The sequence below is a fragment of the Pirellulales bacterium genome, from assembly GCA_019694435.1.
In the GTDB taxonomy this organism is placed as follows: Bacteria; Planctomycetota; Planctomycetia; order Pirellulales; family JAEUIK01; genus JAIBBZ01.
The window spans coordinates 75,049-95,164 of sequence record JAIBBZ010000006.1 but is presented as its reverse complement, the minus strand read 5'-3'; the positions used below and the strand labels follow the sequence as shown (position 1 = coordinate 95,164).

The following is a 20,116-nucleotide window of genomic DNA, read 5'->3' as shown; positions in this document are numbered from 1 at the left end:
GTCTCGATCCCTGCTTGGCGCTTCGCGCTCCAATGAGAACCCCTCGATTGTTTGCCCACACATCAGCGCGGCAGCCTCCGTTCGCCTGCCGCTAGCGTCTCGCCCATGACCTCGGTCCAACCCTCGCCGGAATGGGCGTCGTCCACGTCGGGCAGTCCGAGCACGTGCCCCAGCTCGTGCGCGATGACGCTGAGCAGGTCGATGCGTCCGGCGGCGTCGCCACCGAGCGCCTGCCAGCCGTCGGCCAACAGGGCATATTCCTCGTCTTCGTTCGGCGTCTCGTCGACATACCACCCGCGTCCCGCGGCGTTAACGTCGATCTGCACGTGTGTACCGGCGGCCGTTCCGAGCAAGTCGCCCGGCAAATCGGCCACCGTCACCTTGGTCTGCTGCAACAGGCTGACCCACGCGCTGGGCAACCCGGTCGCCGCCCAGCGATCGATCGCCTCGGCCACCAGCGGCGACAAATCGGCGTCCGCGAGCGCCGGCACCAGGGCGTCGGTCGCCCTGCCGGCGACCTGCAACGGCGATTCCGGCGCCGTCCAATGTCCGATGATCGGGAACCACCCCGGCATGCCGTAGTTGAACGCCGGCAAGTCGGCGACGCCGGTCGTGTTCGAGTTGCGCAGGTAAAACGTCGCCGTGCTGCGGTCGTACACCCCGACCGTATCGACGCCGTCGCCGTTCCAGTCGCCCATCAGGGGCACCCAGCCCGGTATGCCGTAGTTGAAGCCTGGCACGTCGGAGACGCCCGTGGTGTTCGAGTTGCGCAGGAAGTATTGCGCGGTGGCACTATTGTGGACGGCGATCGTATCGATGCCGTCGCCGTCCCAGTCGCCGGCCAAGGGAATCCAACCCGGCACGCCGTAGTTGAAGGGCGCGATGTCGGCGGTGCCCGTCGAGTTGCTGTTGCGGAGGAAGAACTGGGCGGTCAGCGGGCTATAAGCACCGATCGTGTCGATGCCGTCGCCGTTCCAGTCGCCGACCACCGGCAGCCAGTTGGCCATGCCGAATTGCACGGTGATCTGTCCCGCGCCGGTGGTGTTCGAATTCCGCAGATAGAACGTCGCCGTCGCGCGGTTATATACGCCCGGCGTATCGATGCCGTCGCCGTCCCAGTCGCCCGACAGCGGAATGAGCGACGGCGAGGCATAGCCGTAGTTGAACGGCGCGATATCGGCCACGCCCGTGTTGTTCGTGGCCCGGAGGAAGAAGCCGGCCGTAGCCGGATCGACCACGCCGACCGTGTCCTCGGGAGAAAACGCCTGCAGCGCGAGCGGCGGATTCGCCAACACGGCCGACAGGTCGACGCTCGGGCTGGGTCCCTCGACGCGCAACACGCGCGCCACTCCAGGCGCGGCTGTGGCCGTGAGCGTCGTGCGCGTATTGTTGACGATCGTCCCCGTGACCGGATTCAGCAAGTTCGCGTCATACAAGATCAGCGACACGAACTCGGGAATCGGCGCATAGTCGGCCTGGAAGGTGGCCGAGCCGTCCCACCCGCCGTTGAACGCCAGGAAGATCGGGCCAGGTACCAGGTTGATGTCCTGCGTCGAGGCACCGAAGATCGTCAGCCCATTGGCGCCGATCGCCGCGTTGTAGAACCGGCCCGTGGCAATCAGTTCCGCGAACCCCGGCTTGGCGTTGCCTTCGCCGAACAGGAATCCGGTGGCCGCGGTGCCCGACGGGATCGAGATCGAATTGAAACGATCGTTCTGCACGGCGCCGGAGGGCGGCGGCAAGCCGGCGGTGTCTTTGCCGTCGAGATAGGCGACCGGTTGGATTTCGACGATGTCGTAGGTACCCGGCGGCAAGGTGCCAAACTGCGGCGAGGTCGCCAGGCTGTAATTGCCGCTGGCGTCGGTGAACACGGTCTGCGTGAACGTGAACGGCCCGTCGGTCTTCGAGATCCGGACCTCGATGCCCGGCAGCCCGATCTCGCCTGCGTCGCGGGCACCGCTGTTGTTTGCGTCGAGATAGACGGAGCCGGCAATCGACACTGGATTGCCGACGCGAATGATCACCGTGGCCAGGTTCGAAACGGCATTGTCGTCGTCGCGCACACGATAGGTGAACACGTCGAGTCCGCTGTAGCCGCTCGCCGGCACGTAGATCGCGTCGCCGGAGATCTGGTTGATGATCAGTTCGCCGTGTGCCGGTTCGAGCACCAGCGCGATCGTGGCCGGCACGATCGTACCGTCGACGTCGGTCCCCAGCGCCGTCAAGGGAATCACGCGATTGATGTTGACGGGCGTCGACACGTCCTGGTCGGGAATGATCGGACCGTCGTTCACTTCCTGCACCGAGACGGTGACCGTCGCCACATTCGACAACGCCCCGCCGTTGTCGCGCACCGTGTAGCGGAAGGTGTCGATGCCCGAAAAATTCGGCTTCGGCGTATACGTCGCCACGCCGAGGGCATTGACCGTCACGAATCCGTTCGTGGCCGCAGTCACGATCGTGACCGAAGCCGGATTGATGCCGTTGTCCTGGTCCGTGTCGTTGGCCACCAGATTGATCATGGTGGCCACTTCCTCGAGCGTCGAGCCGAAATCGTTCACGGCCACCGGCAGCGTGTTTACTTCGAGTACGGTAATCCGCAGCGTGGCGACGTTGGACAGCGTGCCTTGGTTGTCGCGCACACGGTATTGAATGAGGTCGGGGCCCGAGTAGTCCGTCGTGGGCGTGTAGAAGATCGCTCCGCTGGCCGGATCGACGACCGCGACGCCGTGATTGGGTCCCGATACGATCGTCACCGTGTTGGCGATGATCGTACCGTCGATGTCGGTGTCGTTGGCGGCGACGACGAACGTCGTCTGAGTGTTTTCGAAGACTTGTCCGGTGTCGTCGACGGCGACCGGGGCATCGTTCACCGGTGCGATAAAGATGGTGACCAAGGCCGGCAGCGATCGGGCGCCCGCCGTCGAGGCTACCGTGTAGGTAAAGCTGTCGTTGCCCGTCACATTGGGGAATGGCGTATAGAGCAACGCGCCGCCCGTCCCCACGAAAATGCCCTTGGTGGGCTGTTGCAGGATCACCACCGAATTCGTGTCGATCGCGGCTTCGCCCGGCAAGACCGTGTCGTTCCCGAGGATGCCGATCGGCGTGGGCGTGTCCTCAGGCACGACCGCCACGTCGTTATTCGCGATCGGCGGATCAGCGACCGGGAGAATCGTCACGCCTACGAGCGCCACGTTCGACGGGATGCCGGCCGTGTTGCGCACGCGATACGAGAACGTGTCCTGGCCTGCCGCCTGCGTGTTCGGGCTATAGGTGATGATCCCTGTGAACGGGTCGACATAGGCCGAACCGAGCGTCGGCGGAGAGGTGATTTCGATCGTCGTGCGGTCGAGCGGGGCCCCGATCGACACGTCGTTGGCCAGTACGTCGAACGTGATTGGCCGGTCTTCTTCCGTCCCGAACAGGTCGGGGATCGCGAGCGGAACAGTGGTGATGGGAAGCACGTTGATCCGCGCCGTCGCCACATTCGAAGTGACGCCCGCCAGGTTCCTTACCGTGTACAGGATCTGATCGCTGCCGGTGAACCCCGGAACAGGATCGTAGACCAGCGCCCCCGACGCGGGATTGAACACGGCCGTGCCGTGCTGCGGCGGCGCGACGATGACGCCCGAGCTGAGACTGATACCGCCGCCGATGTCCTGATCAAAATCGTTCGCCATGACGCTCATGACGACGGGCACGTCGTCGACCGTTACGGCCAGGTCGTCGATGGCCACCGGCGCGGCCAGCACGGTCCGCTGTTCCAGCGGTTCCAGCGCGGCATACCGCGCGAAGCTCGCGCGGCCACGGGTGCTCAGCCACATCTTGCGTTGGCTCGCCGACGCCCTGCGCGACCGTTTGCGGCTCGATGCGCATTCCGGCTCTTGTTGCCCAAACCGATTCATGGCGAACTTCCCCGATTGATGATCCGGCCCGCGGCGCCCCGCTCAGATGAAGACGAGACAATCGTCTCCTTTTCGAGTGCGCGATATCTTGCCCAACTTACCAGAATTGCCCTTGTTACATGGCAAAAGTATCGTCAGCCGAAAAACGGGTGTCAACGATTCGGTCAAGGTTCCCGCAGCTTGCCAGCCGGCCGCACGAGGTTTTTTTCGATGCGGGGAGAAGCCAAACAGATCGCCTGGACCTTGTCGGCGCGCAGCGCGACGCATGCTGTATTCGCACGCGGACGGGGAGACTTATTGCCACGGCTGCGGATCGATGATCGGATCCTTCACCGGAGCCAAACAAAGGACAGATGTCGTCCCGGGGGCTGCATTGCTGACGCCGCCGCCAAGACTTCAATAGACGAGCTGCCGAAAATCGCTAACTCGATGCAGGGTAATGAGATTGCCGTCGTGTGCGGTCTTGGCACGATGGTCGCCCGACCGGCTGAGGACGAGCAAATCGTCGCCGTCGACGACCAGGCTCGCATAGTGCCGAGCCTGGCGTGGGGAATCCCCCTTTGCCACCAGCCCCGCGAAGCACCAGTCGACCATGTTCCGCGAAAAGTGCAGCTGTAAACGGTGCCGTTCGTTATTCGCGAGGTTATAGCGGTCGGCCCCCAGCTGTTCGGGGTGGGTCATCGAATCGGTGGCCTGCGAGCTGAGCAGCCAAAACAGCCGGCTCGGCTCGTCGTAGAGCACATGGAACCGCATCTGCCCGCCGGGACATGGCACGTAGAGCATTTTGCGCCCCGAGGGGGCCTGTTCGAGCTGTGTCACCAGGCTGCCGTCGGCCTGTTCGGTCACCTTGGCGACCGCTGCAAAGCCCGTCCCGCCCGTGTGTGCCCGCATCCAGAGGTGAAACGTCTTACCCCGCGGATCGTGCCACAAATGGTTCGGGTCGACGAACTCGACGACGTTGGCCTCGAGCCAGCCGGGCGGCGCCATCTTGCGCCGCGGTGCCACCAGGCTGCCCTCCGGCCACGGCGCAGAAAAGAACGGGATGCCAACGAAGTCCACCGCGGGCCCCGCTGCGTCATGCGGTACGGCGTCGCGGAACGAGAGTTCGCTGGCCAGCGTCCAGTTCTCGCGCCGGGTCAGATCGTCGCTCAGACGGCCGCGCATCAACACCGGCGCCAGCTCGCCGACGTACCAGCCGGGCAGCTCGTTGCCGACACGGCGCTCCATCACGAGATAGACGCAATCGTTGGCGTAATGCACGTTGCACGCCGACTGGTGCCATCGCTGGCCCGACGTCAGCGCGACCGGCTCACTCCAGGTGTCGCCGTTGTCGTCCGAGCGCAGGATGAACAGGTCGGTCGTGTGACCGAGCACGTACAGCGCATTGCCGGCGGCGAAGGGCCGCGCGTGCATCCCGGGAAACAAGGCCTGCTCGGTCCACGATCGGCCGCCGTCGTCCGAAGTGAGGATGTGTCCCTGCCAGGCGCCACGCTCGGTGCAGGCAGCCGATTTTGGTCCGGACAGCTTGGGCACACCCGGCCCGCCCAAATCGAAGGTCGCCACGAGCCGACCGTTGCCGAGCCGGCAGAGTCCCGGCGTATAGCAGAACACGCCCTGCGGGTCGGGCGACTCATAAACGGTGACATAGTCGTTTGCCAACGCGCGGACCGGCCCACCCTGCGGCTCGGCCGCGCACGTCGCACACAACACACACCAGGCGAATGCTGAGTTCATGGAAACACGGTTCCGGATGTCCGAAGTTCATCTGCGCCATGCGGCTATGATAATAGCCCCTCGATTTGGAAGGTGAACGCGATGCCGAATTCCCCTCGAGCCATTGTGGATCGGGTGTTTACTGCCTTTCGTGAGCGGGGGTATCGGCATTATGGCGAGAGCGTGACCGAGCTCGAGCATGCCTTGCAGGCGGCGACGTTTGCCCGGCGGTTCGGCGAAAGCGAGGCCGTCGTCGCGGCCTGTCTCTTGCACGACTACGGACACTTGCTGCACGACCTCGGCGAGGACATCGCCGAGCGCGGCGTCGACGCGACGCACGAGGAACTCGGCGCACGGGTGCTCGCGGAATGGTTCGTGCCCGAGGTCGTCGAGCCGACACGGCTGCACGTCGCCGCGAAACGTTACCTGTGCTGGAAGGATCCGCGCTACCGCGACGGGCTGTCGGAAGCATCGCTGCGGAGCCTGGCCCTGCAAGGCGGGCCGATGAGCGAGGACGAGGCCCGGCGGTTCGAGCGCCATGCGCATTTCGAAGCCGCAGTGCGCGTGCGGCGCTACGACGACATGGGCAAGGTCGCCGGCATGCAGACGCCCGACCTCGAGGCCTTCCGGGCCACGGTCGAGGAGTTCGTGCGTGCGTGAGAATGACGCGCCTGGTGCCTTCGGCGCACGGCAGCCGGTCTCGATGGGGCCGCCGCGGAACCCGGCACGCGAGCTAACGAGCAACGGCAGCCGTCTTCACTTCGCGCCAATAGTCCGGCAGGTCCGGCTTGGTGGCCAGCAGAATCTCGCGAATCGCGCGGCGATCGTCAGGCGAGAGGTGTGCAAATTCGGGCGTCTGATCGGTACCGCTGAGTACCTCGTGCATTCGCCGATACACGTAGTCCTTCACCTCGGGGGCGATCGCATTGAACGCCTTGGAATAGACCAGGTAGCTGCACGGGTAACGGAACATCCGCGCTCGCAGGTCGAATTGCCGCAGCGACCGGCCCTGGGGGTCGCTCGGTCCACGGGCCGCGAAATCGGCGGCGAACGTGCTCGTGCCGGCAACCGTGTCGGTGAGTGGGGCTTCGCCCGAGAACAGCAAGTAGCGCACCAGCGGTTCACCGACGGCCTGGATGCGCCGCCGCGTGCTTTCCCACATGCCCTGGTCGGGCTCCTTCAATTCGCGTTTCAATTCGGCGTCTTGATAGACGGCAATCCGGGTATAGATGTTGGCCCGCGCAATCAGGTTGTGCGCCGTGGTTTGATGTTCGAGCACCATCAGGGCGACGATGTCGCTATACGGGCTCAAGTAGGGTTTCGTGTCGAACCGCCCGACCAGGTCGGTGACGTTCGCGCCCGGTTCGCGGTCGACCTCCTCGGGCTCGCGCTTGTCGCGAACGATCAGGTTGCCCAGGTGTCGCTGCGCGCCGTGTGTACCGGTGACATACCAGCCGCCCCAACGCTTGTCGAAGCTGCTGGTGTGATCGATCAAATGCGTGCCCGAGGCGAGGATCGGCAGGCCTGCCGCGTCGGGATAGACGCTGCGCACGAGGTGCCCGGGCACGCCGCGCGTCTGGGTCGAGGCATGACACAGCAGGCAATCGTTGTCGCGCCGTTCGATCGTGACCGGCGCGTCCGGGTCTTGCGAGAGCGTATAGAACACCGAGCCCAGCTTCGCGTCGACCGCCGAGATCTCGAGGACTTCGCCATTCTGACAAAAGCCGATATAGACTTCGTCATTGAAATACAGGGCCCGCGGCGAGCGCGGCGAGATGCGCGGGCGCTGGAAGCTCGTTTTGGAAAAGACGAGCGACTGCGACGAGACGGGCACATCGAGCGCCTCGAGGAGCGCCTTGAGCCGGCCGGTGTGCTCGTCGCAGCTCAAGGTGGCGCTACCCGTTGCGAGCTGCTTGGCCAGGACGTCGATGCAATTGTCCGGTGGGGCGGTCGTGTAGTTGATCGGTTCGGCCTCGAAATCGTCACCTGCCCACGCTGTTCCGCTCGCCATCCCGACCACGAACGCAACTGCGGTCAGGCGTGCCAAAGAGGCGGTTTTTGTACCCATTGCCAATCAACTCCCTCGTAACCCCAGACGATTCGTGCAAAGGCCCGCACAGCAGCGCGCCGGGCGGGCGCACTTGCGCGCCTGATCGCACCAGATCAAACGGCCATCTCTCCACTCTCCACACTCGAAGACGAGGAAGTGCAGCTCGTGTGCCGGTTGGGGGGGCCGCGACATATTTGCCGCAGCCGGGGGCGATTCGGATCGCGGAGATCGGCCGCTCGTGATTCAATCGACCCGCACCAGCACGACCCGAAAACCAATGTGATCGTAGCGCCGTGCCGGCTCAAACCGCTGGCGAAAGGCCGAGCGGCTGGGCCAACCTGGATCGGCCCAACAACTGCCGCGGCGCGAACGCGAGTAATCTCCGGCCTCGTTCTTGCTGGCGGTGGCCAGGGCGTCGTGTAGGTCGGGGTCGGCGCCCCCGGGATAGCGATTGTGAAACCAGTCGCGGCACCACTCGCAGGTGTTGCCGTGCATGTCGTGAATGCCCCAGGGGTTGGGCGGATAGCTGCCGACCTTGGCCGCGCGGCCGAGCGTTGGGCCGGGCTCGGCACCGTTGTACGGCTTTTCACCGCGGAAGTTGGCCTGGCGGCTGTCGATCGACGGTCCAAACGAAGTGGCGGTCGTCGTGCCGGCTCGACACGCATACTCCCACTGGGCCTCGGTCGGCAAACGAAACTCCCAGCCAGCCGGCAACTCGCCCGCGGCTTGTGCCTGCTCGGTGAGCTGCGCGCAGAAGGCCTCGGCTTCGGCGAAGTTCACATTGCCCACCGGCAAGTCATCCCCTGCGGGAAGCTCTTCCGTAAACTCGCCGGGCAGCTTGCCGGCGACGCGTTTCCAGTCGCCCTGGGTCACTTCATACTTGCCGATCCAGAAGCCCCGGCTCAGGGTCACGGTCACCTGCTGCTCGAAGGGCCTGCGCTCGGGTTCGCTGCGCGGACTGCCCATTTCGAATCGCCCCGCCGGGCACCAACACAGCGCGATCGCAGCGACGGTGCGCTGGTCGCCGGCGTTGGCGCCGGCCAGCGCAGCGGCCGCGACGTCGCCGTTCGAATCTTGGTGCTGGCGCCAGGCGACCTGCCGGAGGGCGCCATGATCGCGGCGCGCCTGCTTCGCGACGTGCGCCAACGGCACCGCGCTACCAGGCCGCATTGGTCCAGATAAAGGTGTTCCTTCCGGATCTTGATCATTCGCAGGTGCAGGTTCTGCCGGAGCGTTGTCTTCGGCCGGCGCATCTTCGGCCGGTGCCGCGCCGCGCAGCCGTCGGCGGAGACCCTCGAAACGTCGCCCGCGCCGTGGTTGTGGTTTTTCCTCGCCGGGGGTCTCGGTCGCGCTCCCCGCATCGTCCGCCGGCGCACCGTCGGCAACCGGCGGAGGCAACGTTTCGACACCCGGTTCGAGCGGTCCATCGGCCGAAGCACCGGGCAGGGCGCCCGCCGCGGGCCGCGGCCTGCGCAGCCGGCGGAAGAGTCCGCCGCTGGGTGCTGTGTCGCCGCTCTCCGACGGAGGCTCTTCGGCTTGTTGTTCGGCACGGCGCTGGCGCCACCAGTCCAACAGTTCTCCGGCGCCGGTCATGCCGGCTTCGATCAAGCTATTCAAGCTCTCGGGATCGAGCTGACCTTGCTCGTCGATCAAGGCATTCTCGCCCAGCAGGGCGCCGTCGCCGACGAGCCCCGAATCGCGCAGCTCTTCTTCGAGCTGCTCGTCGTCGCGCGATTTGTCCTGCACGGCTGCATCCAGCGCCGAGAGCACGGCCTGCAGGCTCGAGCCGCCGAACCGCTTGGCGTCGATCTGCGGTTTCTGCAGCGTGCCCTTGATCGGCAGGACGAGCGTCTGTTCGCTGAGCGCCTTGAGAAACGGCCGCCGCGCGAGGACCCCGTCGGGTAGATGAATCCGGGCTTCGATATCGAGCGTCTGGTCGAGGCCGACGGAACCGCGCTCTTCGATTTGAAAACTACCCAGGCCGAAGCGCAGGTCGCGGTGATAGACGCGACCGTCGCGCATTTCGAACACGACGGTCGACTCGCTGGCCAATTCGAGCCACAACCCCTGATCGTCGGGCAACTCGTTGGCGGCTTCCGTGGTGGTGAAGCGGATCATCGAGCCGATCATCTGCACGAGTGGCCCCGGCGACGCGGCCACGCGATGAATCGTCCACCGGCCGCCCAAGGTGCCCTGCTGCGGCAGATCGAGCGGAATTTGCCAGCGATCCAGTTCAAGCGAAAAGGCTCCTTGCGCCGCCGTCACCCCGGCCAAGGCCGGCGCGAGATATTGAAACAGGTCGCGGCACATCGCCGGCGTGAGCGTCACATGGTCGAACACCTTACCCGGCTGCACGACAAGCTCGGGCGCGGTTTGTTCGTCGCCGCCTTGTAGACCGGCCTCGAGATTGAATGGGCCCACGTCCCAGGGTTGCTCGGCCCCCTTGCCTTGCCACGCCAGGTGCCCGTTGACTAATCGCAAATCGAGCGAGACGCGCGACTTGGCCAACTGCTCTCGGCGCCGCTGTTCGAGTTCTTCGTCGCGCTCGCGCGGCGGAAACAAATGCTGAAAGTTCATGCCGCCCGACTGCACGACGAGATTCACGCGCGGGTCGCGAATCTCAACCACGCCGATCGCCTCGCGGTCGTAGAACAACCGCCACAGCGCGCGGCTCCCTTCGATCACGGGGATCTCGACGAGCGGTGGCCCGCTCTGCGGTTGGATCTTGACGTCGTACAGCCGCAACGGCGAGCCCCATCCCAAGGGCGCGCTGCCGACTTCGACCGTGCCGTTCAAATCGGCGAATGCCAGGCCGAGAATCGCTTGTCGCACCGGACCGATGCGGAACAAGTAGGGTGCTGCGGCGACGAGCAGCACCAGGACGAGCAAAACCCGTCCCAACCAGCGCCACAGGCGCCGCGGTCGCCGGGTCGGTTGCGCGGAGGTTTCGGCCGTGGTCATCCGATTCTCATCACTTCGCCTCGACGGCCGCGGCCGGCCGGACCTCCAAGTCGAAGGCCCCCAAGGCATAGGCCTTGCGTCCGGCGACGAACGCTCGCACGTGGCACGGCCCGGTGATCTCGGCAGGCAGCTTCAGCTCGGCCTGAAAGCGGCCGTCCTTGCCAATCGTCACCTTCGCCGTGCTCAGCGTATGGTCGTTGGCCTGTTCGTAGGTTGGTTGATACGCGGCCAGCACCTCGGGCGAGGCCTGGTATTCCTTCCGCACGGGCGGCTTGAACGTCAACAGGTCGCGCCGCAGCACGCAGTCGATCACGGCGGTCCCTTCGACCTTGCTGTGGCCGCTGACGGTGATCGTCGTGCCTGCCTCGGCTTGCGAGGGGGCTTCGATCTCAACCGCCTCGGGTTGTGGCAGCCGCAACAGCGGATCGCCGATCAAGTTGAACAGCGCAAGGTGCTCGCGCCGCTCGGCGGCCAGGTCTTTCGACTTGGGGTTCAAGGCCGGCGCCACCGAGTCGAGCAGCTTGCTGCTCTCGTCGGTTCGCGGTCGCTCGAGCATGCCGCGCTTGGCTTGTTGCAACATCTCGCCGAGCGTTTCGCGGCGATCGACGAAATACTGCCGCATCAACTCGTTGCCCATCACCGTCATTCCATAGGGCATCGACACGCGGCTGCTCGACAGCACGGCGACCGGTGCGCCGGGAGCGCGCAACAGGTCTTCGGCCAGGCAGTCGCGCTCGTCGTCGAACGCGCCGGTGTAGCAGGCGAGGAAGATCGCCACGGCCGGACCGGTCTTGGCTTTCAGCTCACGAATGTCGGGCGAAGCGAAGATGGGAAACTTGTCCCCAGGCACGTTCACCTCGTCCAACTCGCGCCGCGAGCCGTGGCCGATATAGACCCAAAACAAATTTCCCGCATTCAGCCGCTCCACGGCCATGGCGTGGAACGCCCGGGGATCGGGGCAATAGGGGCTGCGCCACGAGCCATACGTCACATGCACGTCGTAGGCCGGCGGCAGGCCTTGGGTGATGAACCGTTTCGCGCCCATCTCCAGCGCCGCGTCGGCCATCTGGCCAAAGCCACCCATGCCAGCCACGAAATCGACGCTGCGCCGCCAGGTGCCGTAATCGGCCTGCTTTTCGTAGCTCAGAATCTTCTCGACGATCTTCTGGAGTTCTTGCGACGTGTCGGCGGTGATCCGGCCGATCGCCAGGTCGGGCAGATCGTCGTCATCCGTATCGGCGTACCAGTTGTCGGTCGCGATGTCGCGCTCGCGCCCCCAATGGATGTTCACTTTTGCTTCGATCTTGTGCACCGGGATCGACACGCGCTGGAGGTCGGCGTCGCGCGCAGCGCGCGGATCGGCGTCACCCACCAGCACCACGCAATCGAGCTTGCCGCCGCGGGCCAGTTCGCGGATTTTTGCCCGCAGGTCGGCCGGCGATCCGGGATTGGCAATCAGCTTGATCCGGTGCCCTTGTTTGCGTCGCCACGCCAGCCAGGGATTGAGCGCTTCGCGGAACTCGTCGGGGCAAACCACCAGGCAATTGCTCGCCGCCCACGTTCGATGTGGCGCCAGCGCCAGGCAAGCCGCAAGCAGCATCAACGGGACCGCCAGGTGAAACAAGCGCATGTGTGCCTCGCGAACACAAGGGAAACCCCCGCCTCGACGGCGGGAACACCGTCAGCTTAGTGCGGGTTCGTGAAGCCTGACAAGCAACAGCCCCTGCCCCGGGCCGGATTCGCACCGGACGCTGTCACCCCTGGCTCGCAGCCAGGGGCCCCCCGTCCCCGCTGGCCAGCGCGGTCAGCCCGGATCGTGCAACATCGTCTGGTCGAGCAGATTGGTGCTCGTCTGCGGCGCGGCAGCGGGCTTGGTGCTGACCGGAGGCGCCACCAGCGTCTCGTTGTTGCGATGGCGTCGCCACCAATCTTCCGACGCCTGACGCGTCCATTGCCCGCCATCGAGCGCCTCGAGCAGCATCGCCAGGTCGCGCGCCGTTTGGGGCCGCTTGCTACGGCTCTTTTCCAGGCACAGCATCAAGGCGTGCTCCAGGCCCGGGTCGATCGGCTTGCCCAGCCGCTGCGAAGGCGGCATCGGCATCGCCGTGACATGTTGTTGGCAAAGATCGACCAGCGACGGGGCGTCGAACACCGGATGACCCGTCAACAAGAAATAACCCACGGCACCCACCGCATACAGATCGCTGCGCCCGTCGACCAAATCGGGCGTCTGGATCGACTCGGGCGACATATAGAGAGGTGTGCCGACGATGCCCCCCGAGGTTTGGCTGGCCTGCTTGGCCGAGTCGAGGGCCCGCACGAGTCCGAAATCGAGCAGCTTCACCACGTCGGGCTCACCGCCGCGCTCGTTCAGCATCACGTTGGCCGGCTTGATGTCGCGGTGGACCAGGCCCAGCGAATGCGCCTCGTTGAGCGACGCGCACATCTGCTTGATGATCTCGACCACCCGGCCTTCCGGCTGTGGGCCATAGACGTCGACCAGCTTTTGCAGATCGATGCCGTCGAGATACTCCATGGCATAGTAAAAGACGCCCTCGGGCGTGCGGCCAAAATCGTAGATGGCCACGGTGTGCGGGTTGTTGAGCTGGCAGGTGAGTTGTACTTCGCGCTCGAAGCGGCTGACCGATTGTTCGGTAACGCGGTCGACCTGCAGCAGCTTGATCGCCGTCGGCCGGCGGAGCATGGCGTGATGGCCCTTGTAGACCACGCCCATCGCGCCCTTTCCCAATTGCTGTTCCAGCCGGTACTGGCCCAACTGCTTCGCTTCGATCGCCGCCTTCTGGGCATTGCGCCGCAGCCGAGCCACGACCAGCGTGAAGACGAAGATCGCGATCGCTCCGGCGATCAACAACGCATGCAGGCCATAGAAGACGCGCTGCAGGATGACCAGCGGGCCAAACGCCTCGTCGTAGTCGATTTCGGTAATGAGCCCGAGCTCGTAATCGGGTAACCAGGTCCAGGCAGCAACCGAGCGCACGCCGCGATAGTCGCGATGGCCTTGGATTTCGACCCCCGTCGTACCGCTCACCACGGCCGCCACGGGCCGTGTCATCGGCATGTCGCGACGCCGCACGCGGGGCCGATATCCACCCGGAATGTTGCCGCCCGGATCGCGCACCAGCAGCCGGACGATCGACGCGGAATCTTCCTCGTCGGGGATCAATCCGGCCAAGATCAATTGATCGTCGAAACGGCTGTTCGAGACCATCAGTCCGTCCTTGTCGACGGCATAGGTTTCGCCGCTGGCGCCGATCCGGCCCAATTGCAGAATGCGAGTAAACTCTGCTTCTGGCCGGATGCGCAGGCCCAGCACGCCCACGATCTGGAAGTTGTCGTCGCGCACCGGCGCACAGACGAACATGGTAGGCACGCCCGTGCGTTTGCGGCCGTTGACGTCCTCGAGCGCGACGACGCTCGCGAACGGTGTGCTGACGGTCGTGTGTCCTGCCAGAGCCCGCAAGAGAAACGGCTCGTATTCAGGCACGACGCGGCCGATCAATTCCACTTTGTTCGCGGCCACGATCTGCTGACGCTTGTCGGCCACCGCCACAGCCGCAAAATCGTGCGCCGACATCCCCGGCTCGAGTTCCTTGAGCAACAGGGCCCGCAATTCGGCCACCTTGCGTTGCGCTTCGGCCCCGTTGGAATCGGCGTCGGCCGCGCGGTCATGCGCGTCGAGCAGTTCGACAACGGCGTGCCGCACTTGGGGGTCCTGCGCCAGCATGAGCGCGAACAGCTCTTGGTCGTGCAGCCAGCGTTCGAGCATCGATCGCTCGACCGAGAGCAAGGTCTGCAACTGCCCGCTGAGGTTGTACTCCATCGTTCGTCGAATCGAGCGATTGACGAAGTATCCCACGAGCGACAGCCCGATGACCGCCAGGATCGGCCAGGCCCAAAGCTGGCGGCGCAGAAACCAGACCGTACGGCTGATCGAAGCGCGGCTGCGGCTCGCGCTGAAGGTCATGTGCGCGGCGTGCTCCGACGCGCGCGAGCGCTGAAACCAGGACTTGACGCGCTGCCACATCAGCTTGCCGCCGGACAACCGGACAATTTGAGCCCCTCATTCGGAGCCGCATCGCCGCCGAGGGGCCCAAAGTTTCCAGGCTAATTGGGCCCCGGAAGCGAGGCAAGCTGCGCGTGTTTTCTCGATAATTCCGCGAAATCGCGAGCACCGAGAACCCGATCGGCCTGCCCGGCACACCCCCATCTGTCGCGTGCCGGCCATCGAAACTCACGGTCTCGGCCCAGGCGTCACGCGGCAATTGCGGCGTTACGGTGCACCACTATATTGGGACAGTGTGCAGGCACCACTCCTGCGACCGCGGGCGTAGCTCAGTTGGTAGAGCGCTAGCTTCCCAAGCTGGATGTCGCGAGTTCGAGTCTCGTCGCCCGCTTTTGACTTGCGTCGATCGTGGCACCGAACCCCGGCACGGCCCACGACGTGATGGATAAGATGCCCCCCTTGCCGGCTATTAGCCGGCGCCGGAGGTGTTCAGCAGACCTTTCGATCCGCTGCTTCGCGGCAGTGTTGACCCCCTCGTGTTCTGGATCGAAGAGTCTGTTTCCCCTGCAAACCCTGGTATCGCAAAGGCCGTAGCTGGTTCGTCCAGATCGACGGACAGCAGGTCCCCCTCGTCTTGGGCAAGAAGAACGCCGAGATCAAAGCGCTCGTCGAGCAGAAGTTCCACGAGCTGATGTCCAGCCGGCCGGTCCAGCGCCCCGGCCATCTTGGCGACAGCCACACTGTCGCTGAAGTCGCCGCCTATGTCAGCCAGGTCCGCGGATGGATCGCGGGTAGCACGCTCTACGAGACGAAGTTCTACCTGGACCAGTTCATCGATCGCCACGGCGCAATGAAAGTCCAGGATTTCACGCCCGAACCGTTGCGCGGTTGGGTAACCGTGCACCGCACCTCGCAGAGCGATTGGATCAGGTCACCGGGGGGACCGTCAGGCGAACCAAACACTCAATTCTCGACGACGGTCACTTGCCCGCCACGGACCTGCAACGACTCTTCGAGCAGCATCGGCTTTTGGTCCGGTTCGACTACCCAAAGTTTATAGGTTCCGACGGGGACGACTAAGTCTTTGTTGTAACCCGTGATTTCCTGAACATCGTAGGCGTACAAGGTGCCGGGACTTGCATCGTCGGTGGTCACAACGATGCGAGTGTTCAGCGGTCGATTCTCAGTGGTCACACGAATCAAGCCGAGGTAATCTTCGGGTTGAAGCTGCTTAACCTCCCGTTCGGCGTTTTCAAGCTCGGCGACCATCTTGACGGGCATTCCCTCTGTGGGAACCCACCACACGTCCACCTTGTCTGCCGAGGGTTGTCGCAGTTCCTCGCCATATTGGGTGACTTTGTTGATGTCGTACGCATAAAGCGTTCCATCGCTCGCGCCTAGCTCACACAAGACGATCTCTTTCATCGACGGCATGGCGATCGCCGGCTTGAGCACTACGATGGCGCGCCGTCCCTTCGGTGCCTCGGGGTTGAACGGTGCGGGCTCAATTCCCTTGCCGATCCGCGTAGTCACCTCGCTGATCGCCGTACTCAATTCTTCGCTGTTCTTGGCGTCGTAGTAGCGTCCCTTGCCGGCGGCGGCAATCTCGGCGGTGGCTGCGCTCTCTTGAGGCTTCAATCCGAAGCCAACCACGTTGATTCCAAAACGAAACATCGGGTTCTCGGCCAGTCGGCTCGCCTCGGCCGAAGGGTCACCATTGCAGCTTTCCAATCCATCAGTAATCAACACGACTCCGCAATAGGTCTTGCGATTGGCAAACTGCTGCCCAACCTGCTTCAAAGCCAACGCAATGGGTGTGTTGCCGACAGCCGGAAGGCCTTGGATCGCCGCAATCAAATCGGTCTTTTCTGCGTCCTTTAACTCTTTGAGGTTCCGCAGCACTTTGACAGCCGAGCAGCCTGGGGCATGGCCATAGACGACGACTGCGGTATTCAGTCCTTCGGGCAATTGCCGAATAAGTCCACTGACGACCTCCTTGGCTACTTCGACCTTGGGCCGTCCGTCCGGGGTGGGCTCCTGCATGCTAGCCGAGACATCAAGGACGATCGCCAGATCACTGATGGGCTCTGCCGTATCAGCGTCCTTGTCACGCGACTTCATCGCGGTAAGAAGTGCATCGGTTGCACCCGCAGCGAGCAATTGCTTCTCTTGCTCACTGCTGAGCACAAATGTCGCGCCCGATTTGCGCAGTCGCACAACAATCAAATCTGAGTCAACGCCATTCTCAAGCAGCGATAGAACGCTTTCAAAGGTGACCAGTTGTTTGCCCGGAATCGCAGGCTGATTGGCGGCCGTCTTTAAGGCCTCAATCACGGCATCGGTGATGCCTGCGGACTTCAGCCGCTCAATCGCGGCGTCATCGACCGCGAAGTCGATGCCATCTTTTTCAATCTTGGCGATGATGTCGCCATCCTCGAATCCCGCGTCAACCATCCCTGTGACGCCCTTCTCCTTCAGCGGCCCCGCTGCACTGGCGAAATCTCCAGCCAAAACCAGCGATGTCAGGACAATCACGACACCTACGCATCGACGACACATGACACGACTCCTCCCTAGAGCTTTGGTTTCGTCTAGCCGCTTGCCAGAATTCGCGTCGGCAGACCGTCCTTGATCGCAAATGAGTCTACCGCGCTCCGCAAGACATAACGACAACTGCGGCCAGTAGCCAAGCGCAGGTGGGCATGGAGTGTTACTGGGAGGGACGACCAGCCGCAAGAATCAGCCGTAACGGGCTGCGTAACAATTCGTTCGAGACGCCGCTCTGCGGTGGTAAGTGCTTGAAGTCGTCGCCAAGAGTCCCAGGGCCGGGGCGATCTCCGGCTCGCTAACCGTTGAGGTGCCGGATGTCGCGCTTACCAAAGAAGATTCGTCGCCTGGGCATCGAACGCTGCGAAGATCGCCGGCTGATGGCGGTCATCGGACTCGACAATGGAGTCCTGTCGGTCATTGGAGATTCCACACCCGACCGCATCTACATGACATCGCCAGACGGCATTACGGCAACCGTCAGCGTGCTCGATGCCGTCACGCTGGCGACCAAAGCAACTGGAACATTCGATCTGGACGAGATCGTGTCTCTCGAGGTGCAATGCTTCGGAGGCAACGACAATGTCGAATGTAACCTGGACAAGCCAGCTACGATTGATGGGGGCTACGGCAACGACACCTTGTACGGTGGATTCGCCTCGGATGTGCTGGTTGGTGGCGTTGGAAACGATGTGCTCCACGGTGGCTTGGGGCATGACACGCTGATCGGAAGTGAGGGAAGCGATCAGCTTCATGGCGACGTTGGCATGGATTCCCTTGATGGCGGCGCAGGTCAAGACAGTCTGTTCGGCGGCACAGGCAATGACACGCTCTTCGGAGGTAGCGAGAATGACTCGCTCGATGGCGAAGGTGATAATGACCTCATCTATGGCGATGCAGGCAATGACGCGCTCAACGGCGGCGCGGGGTACGACACGCTTGCTGGAGGGACAGGGTACGACACGACCCACGGAGGCACCGGGAACGACCAAATCTACACCGATGCGCTAGACCAGGTTTACGGGGACGAAGGCACGGACTGGTTTGACGGTCTTAGTGAACGACTAAGCGGTGGCATCGTCAAATCTCGGAATCCGAATCCCACGGTCTACCGCGACTGGGGACGCTTATAGTGCGTTGCGACTTGAGCGACTGAACAATTCGCACCCCCTTGCCTGCCGCTGGCCTTGCTGCACGCTGCGATAGGTCACTCCGTGGCATGCGCGACGCGCAAACCACCGCCCGCCGAAGTGCAGCTGGCCAACACAGCCGCCGCAACAAGGGCACACGATTCACCAGCGCCGCCCGCCGAGGTGTGGTTCGGTTGTCGTCAGGCTCAACCACATCTCGATCGGCCCACCGTCGAACGCACTGGTGAGAGCGCCAGGCACCGGCGGCCAGTCGTTTGCTCAAAAAAGCACCGCAGCCGGACCGAGGTCTTTCGGACCGTGCCTTCCGGTCGTGAAAACGTTGTCGTGGCCACGCTCCGCACACCGGGCCGCAGGCACTCCTCCCGGGCAAGCTGCTCGACCTTGAGCGTAAAGCATTGCTCGACCGTCCGCTTGGCATCCCATCACCCCCGTCGTCCGCTGCCGAATCCACCCATCGTTGCCCCTCGGCTATTGCCAAAAGCAATTGGCTCCGTCGCACGACTTCATGGATTTACGCTTGGATTTTTCGGCGTCAGCGATTGATCGCATTCGCCAGCGCCGCCCGTTCCTCAGGCGTCAGTCGAGCCACCAGCGCGGCCGGCGCCTCGACCAGTCCCGCGCCCGCCATCGAGGCATCTCTCGAAGCACTGCCGACGGCCGAATCCGCGTCGCCGGTACAAGCGTTGGTACAAGCGCCGTTCGGTGTCGGCGTAAGTGCTTTGCGGTTAGCACTTAGAATTCGGGGCCCGTTGCTTCCCAAGCTGGATGTCGCGAGTTCGAGTCTCGTCGCCCGCTTTCGACTTACGACGACACCCTCTTAGCCTTGCAGAGATTTTCGCAGAGACGAGGATCGCGGCCAGGCGGTCGTCCGACTGGAAGTCGTATCACGGCGCGCGAAGCTGTCCGAAGTTACATTGCCCGGTGAGCTCTGTGGCCGAATCGGGTTGCGGTTCTCACGCTGCAGGACCGCACTTGAGTGGAAAGCTGCCACGAACCTTGGATCGTTGTCACTGCGTGGGCGGCGTGCTTCCTGCGGCGGAGTCGCCTGCCGGCTGCTGCAGTCGAATCAGCGTGAGTTGGTTCGATGTTCCGTCGGCGAGATGGACGAGCAGCGACGCGGTGTCTTTGGTGAGGTTGGCGATGCCGGTTTCGTAGACGGGGGCCTGATCCCCGCCGATCGTCCAGGCTGCGCGTTGGCTCTTTTGATCCACCGAGCCGCTGATCGGCACGCATTCGTCGGTCTTGAGATTGTGATAATTGCCGCGAATGATTCCCTGCGGGTTGATGGCTAATTGAAAGACGTCGTCGGAACTCGTGGCATCGCCCTCGGCGACGGCGAACACACCCAAAGGCAGCCACTTGGAATCCGCGGGAGGCTCGGCCGCTTGTCCAGCGCCGGCGATCTGTGTGGCCTGTGAGGCATATTCCTCGGGCGTGCCCGCCGCGTCGCCGTTGACATACACCGCGTCGTTCTGAATCACGACGTTGCCGCCGTAGTCGTAGGGCACCGGCTGTGCGGCCAGACGGCAGCCGCGCGCCAGCGCGCCGTAACCGGGGTGCGTGTAGAGCGACGCCGACGTGAGATTCACAGGCAGCCAGGCATTGGGGTACGCCCCGAACGTGGCCGGCGAGTAGACGACGTAGCGGTCGGCGTCGGCGTGAAACGCGTTGGCCTGCGCAGCGTAATCGTCGGCATGTCGATATTGTGTGCCTGGCGTGCCGGCCATTCCTGCGCCGGCACCTGGTCGGACACCGATGCCACTGT

General features: G+C 63.9%; 11 protein-coding genes and 1 tRNA gene. 3 read left to right on the top strand and 9 right to left on the bottom strand.

Features of this window, described 5'->3' with window-relative positions; all coding sequences use genetic code 11:
• Positions 1-62: 62 nt before the first annotated feature.
• A complete protein-coding gene (locus tag K1X74_07510; GenBank protein ID MBX7166180.1) occupies positions 63-3,905 on the bottom strand; it encodes a tandem-95 repeat protein in 3,843 nt (1,280 codons plus the stop codon).
• Positions 3,906-4,301: 396 nt separating this feature from the next.
• Positions 4,302-5,639 carry a glycoside hydrolase gene (locus K1X74_07505; GenBank protein MBX7166179.1) on the bottom strand — a complete coding sequence of 446 codons (1,338 nt, stop codon included), beginning with the start codon at positions 5,637-5,639 and terminating at the stop codon, positions 4,302-4,304.
• Positions 5,640-5,720: 81 nt separating this feature from the next.
• Here K1X74_07505 and K1X74_07500 point away from each other — a divergent pair, with 81 nt between their 5' ends.
• Positions 5,721-6,278, top strand: coding sequence for an HD domain-containing protein (locus tag K1X74_07500; GenBank protein ID MBX7166178.1), 558 nt, complete (start codon positions 5,721-5,723; stop codon positions 6,276-6,278).
• Positions 6,279-6,351: 73 nt separating this feature from the next.
• Here K1X74_07500 and K1X74_07495 read toward each other — a convergent pair whose 3' ends face one another.
• The 4 genes from K1X74_07495 to K1X74_07480 all read right to left on the bottom strand — a co-directional run bounded on the left by K1X74_07495 (position 6,352) and on the right by K1X74_07480 (position 14,674).
• Complete coding sequence (locus K1X74_07495) at positions 6,352-7,629, bottom strand: hypothetical protein (GenBank protein MBX7166177.1); 1,278 nt, start codon at positions 7,627-7,629, stop codon at positions 6,352-6,354.
• Positions 7,630-7,911: 282 nt separating this feature from the next.
• Positions 7,912-10,629, bottom strand: a complete 2,718-nt coding sequence (locus K1X74_07490) for an SUMF1/EgtB/PvdO family nonheme iron enzyme (GenBank protein ID MBX7166176.1) — start codon at positions 10,627-10,629, stop codon at positions 7,912-7,914.
• A gap of 10 nt (positions 10,630-10,639) precedes the next feature.
• Positions 10,640-12,259 (bottom strand): hypothetical protein, encoded by a 1,620-nt coding sequence (locus K1X74_07485; protein ID MBX7166175.1) that lies wholly within the window; start codon positions 12,257-12,259, stop codon positions 10,640-10,642.
• Positions 12,260-12,433: 174 nt separating this feature from the next.
• Positions 12,434-14,674 carry a serine/threonine protein kinase gene (locus K1X74_07480; protein MBX7166174.1) on the bottom strand — a complete coding sequence of 747 codons (2,241 nt, stop codon included), beginning with the start codon at positions 14,672-14,674 and terminating at the stop codon, positions 12,434-12,436.
• Between the two features lie 297 nt (positions 14,675-14,971).
• Here K1X74_07480 and K1X74_07475 point away from each other — a divergent pair.
• Positions 14,972-15,044 (top strand) — tRNA-Gly (locus K1X74_07475).
• A gap of 78 nt (positions 15,045-15,122) precedes the next feature.
• Here K1X74_07475 and K1X74_07470 read toward each other — a convergent pair.
• Together K1X74_07470 and K1X74_07465 are read right to left on the bottom strand one after the other, a co-directional pair.
• Positions 15,123-15,557, bottom strand: coding sequence for a hypothetical protein (locus K1X74_07470; protein ID MBX7166173.1), 435 nt, complete (start codon positions 15,555-15,557; stop codon positions 15,123-15,125).
• Between the two features lie 59 nt (positions 15,558-15,616).
• Positions 15,617-17,188 carry a VWA domain-containing protein gene (locus tag K1X74_07465; GenBank protein MBX7166172.1) on the bottom strand — a complete coding sequence of 524 codons (1,572 nt, stop codon included), beginning with the start codon at positions 17,186-17,188 and terminating at the stop codon, positions 15,617-15,619.
• 329 nt (positions 17,189-17,517) lie between these two features.
• Here K1X74_07465 and K1X74_07460 point away from each other — a divergent pair, with 329 nt between their 5' ends.
• A complete protein-coding gene (locus K1X74_07460; GenBank protein ID MBX7166171.1) occupies positions 17,518-18,333 on the top strand; it encodes a hypothetical protein in 816 nt (271 codons plus the stop codon).
• A gap of 1,025 nt (positions 18,334-19,358) precedes the next feature.
• Here K1X74_07460 and K1X74_07455 read toward each other — a convergent pair.
• Positions 19,359-20,078 (bottom strand): hypothetical protein, encoded by a 720-nt coding sequence (locus tag K1X74_07455; protein ID MBX7166170.1) that lies wholly within the window; start codon positions 20,076-20,078, stop codon positions 19,359-19,361.
• Positions 20,079-20,116 lie beyond the last annotated feature (38 nt).

Bases quoted from the DNA above. Each gene is read 5' to 3' on its own strand.
- K1X74_07510 (MBX7166180.1), bottom strand. From the start codon at position 3,905: ATGAATCGGTTTGGGCAACAAGAGCCGGAATGCGCATCGAGCCGCAAA.
- K1X74_07505 (MBX7166179.1), bottom strand. From the start codon at position 5,639: ATGAACTCAGCATTCGCCTGGTGTGTGTTGTGTGCGACGTGCGCGGCC.
- K1X74_07500 (MBX7166178.1), top strand. From the start codon at position 5,721: ATGCCGAATTCCCCTCGAGCCATTGTGGATCGGGTGTTTACTGCCTTT.
- K1X74_07495 (MBX7166177.1), bottom strand. From the start codon at position 7,629: ATGGCGAGCGGAACAGCGTGGGCAGGTGACGATTTCGAGGCCGAACCG.
- K1X74_07490 (MBX7166176.1), bottom strand. From the start codon at position 10,629: ATGACCACGGCCGAAACCTCCGCGCAACCGACCCGGCGACCGCGGCGC.
- K1X74_07485 (MBX7166175.1), bottom strand. From the start codon at position 12,259: ATGCGCTTGTTTCACCTGGCGGTCCCGTTGATGCTGCTTGCGGCTTGC.
- K1X74_07480 (MBX7166174.1), bottom strand. From the start codon at position 14,674: ATGTGGCAGCGCGTCAAGTCCTGGTTTCAGCGCTCGCGCGCGTCGGAG.
- K1X74_07460 (MBX7166171.1), top strand. From the start codon at position 17,518: ATGTCGCGCTTACCAAAGAAGATTCGTCGCCTGGGCATCGAACGCTGC.
- K1X74_07455 (MBX7166170.1), bottom strand. From the start codon at position 20,078: ATGGCCGGCACGCCAGGCACACAATATCGACATGCCGACGATTACGCT.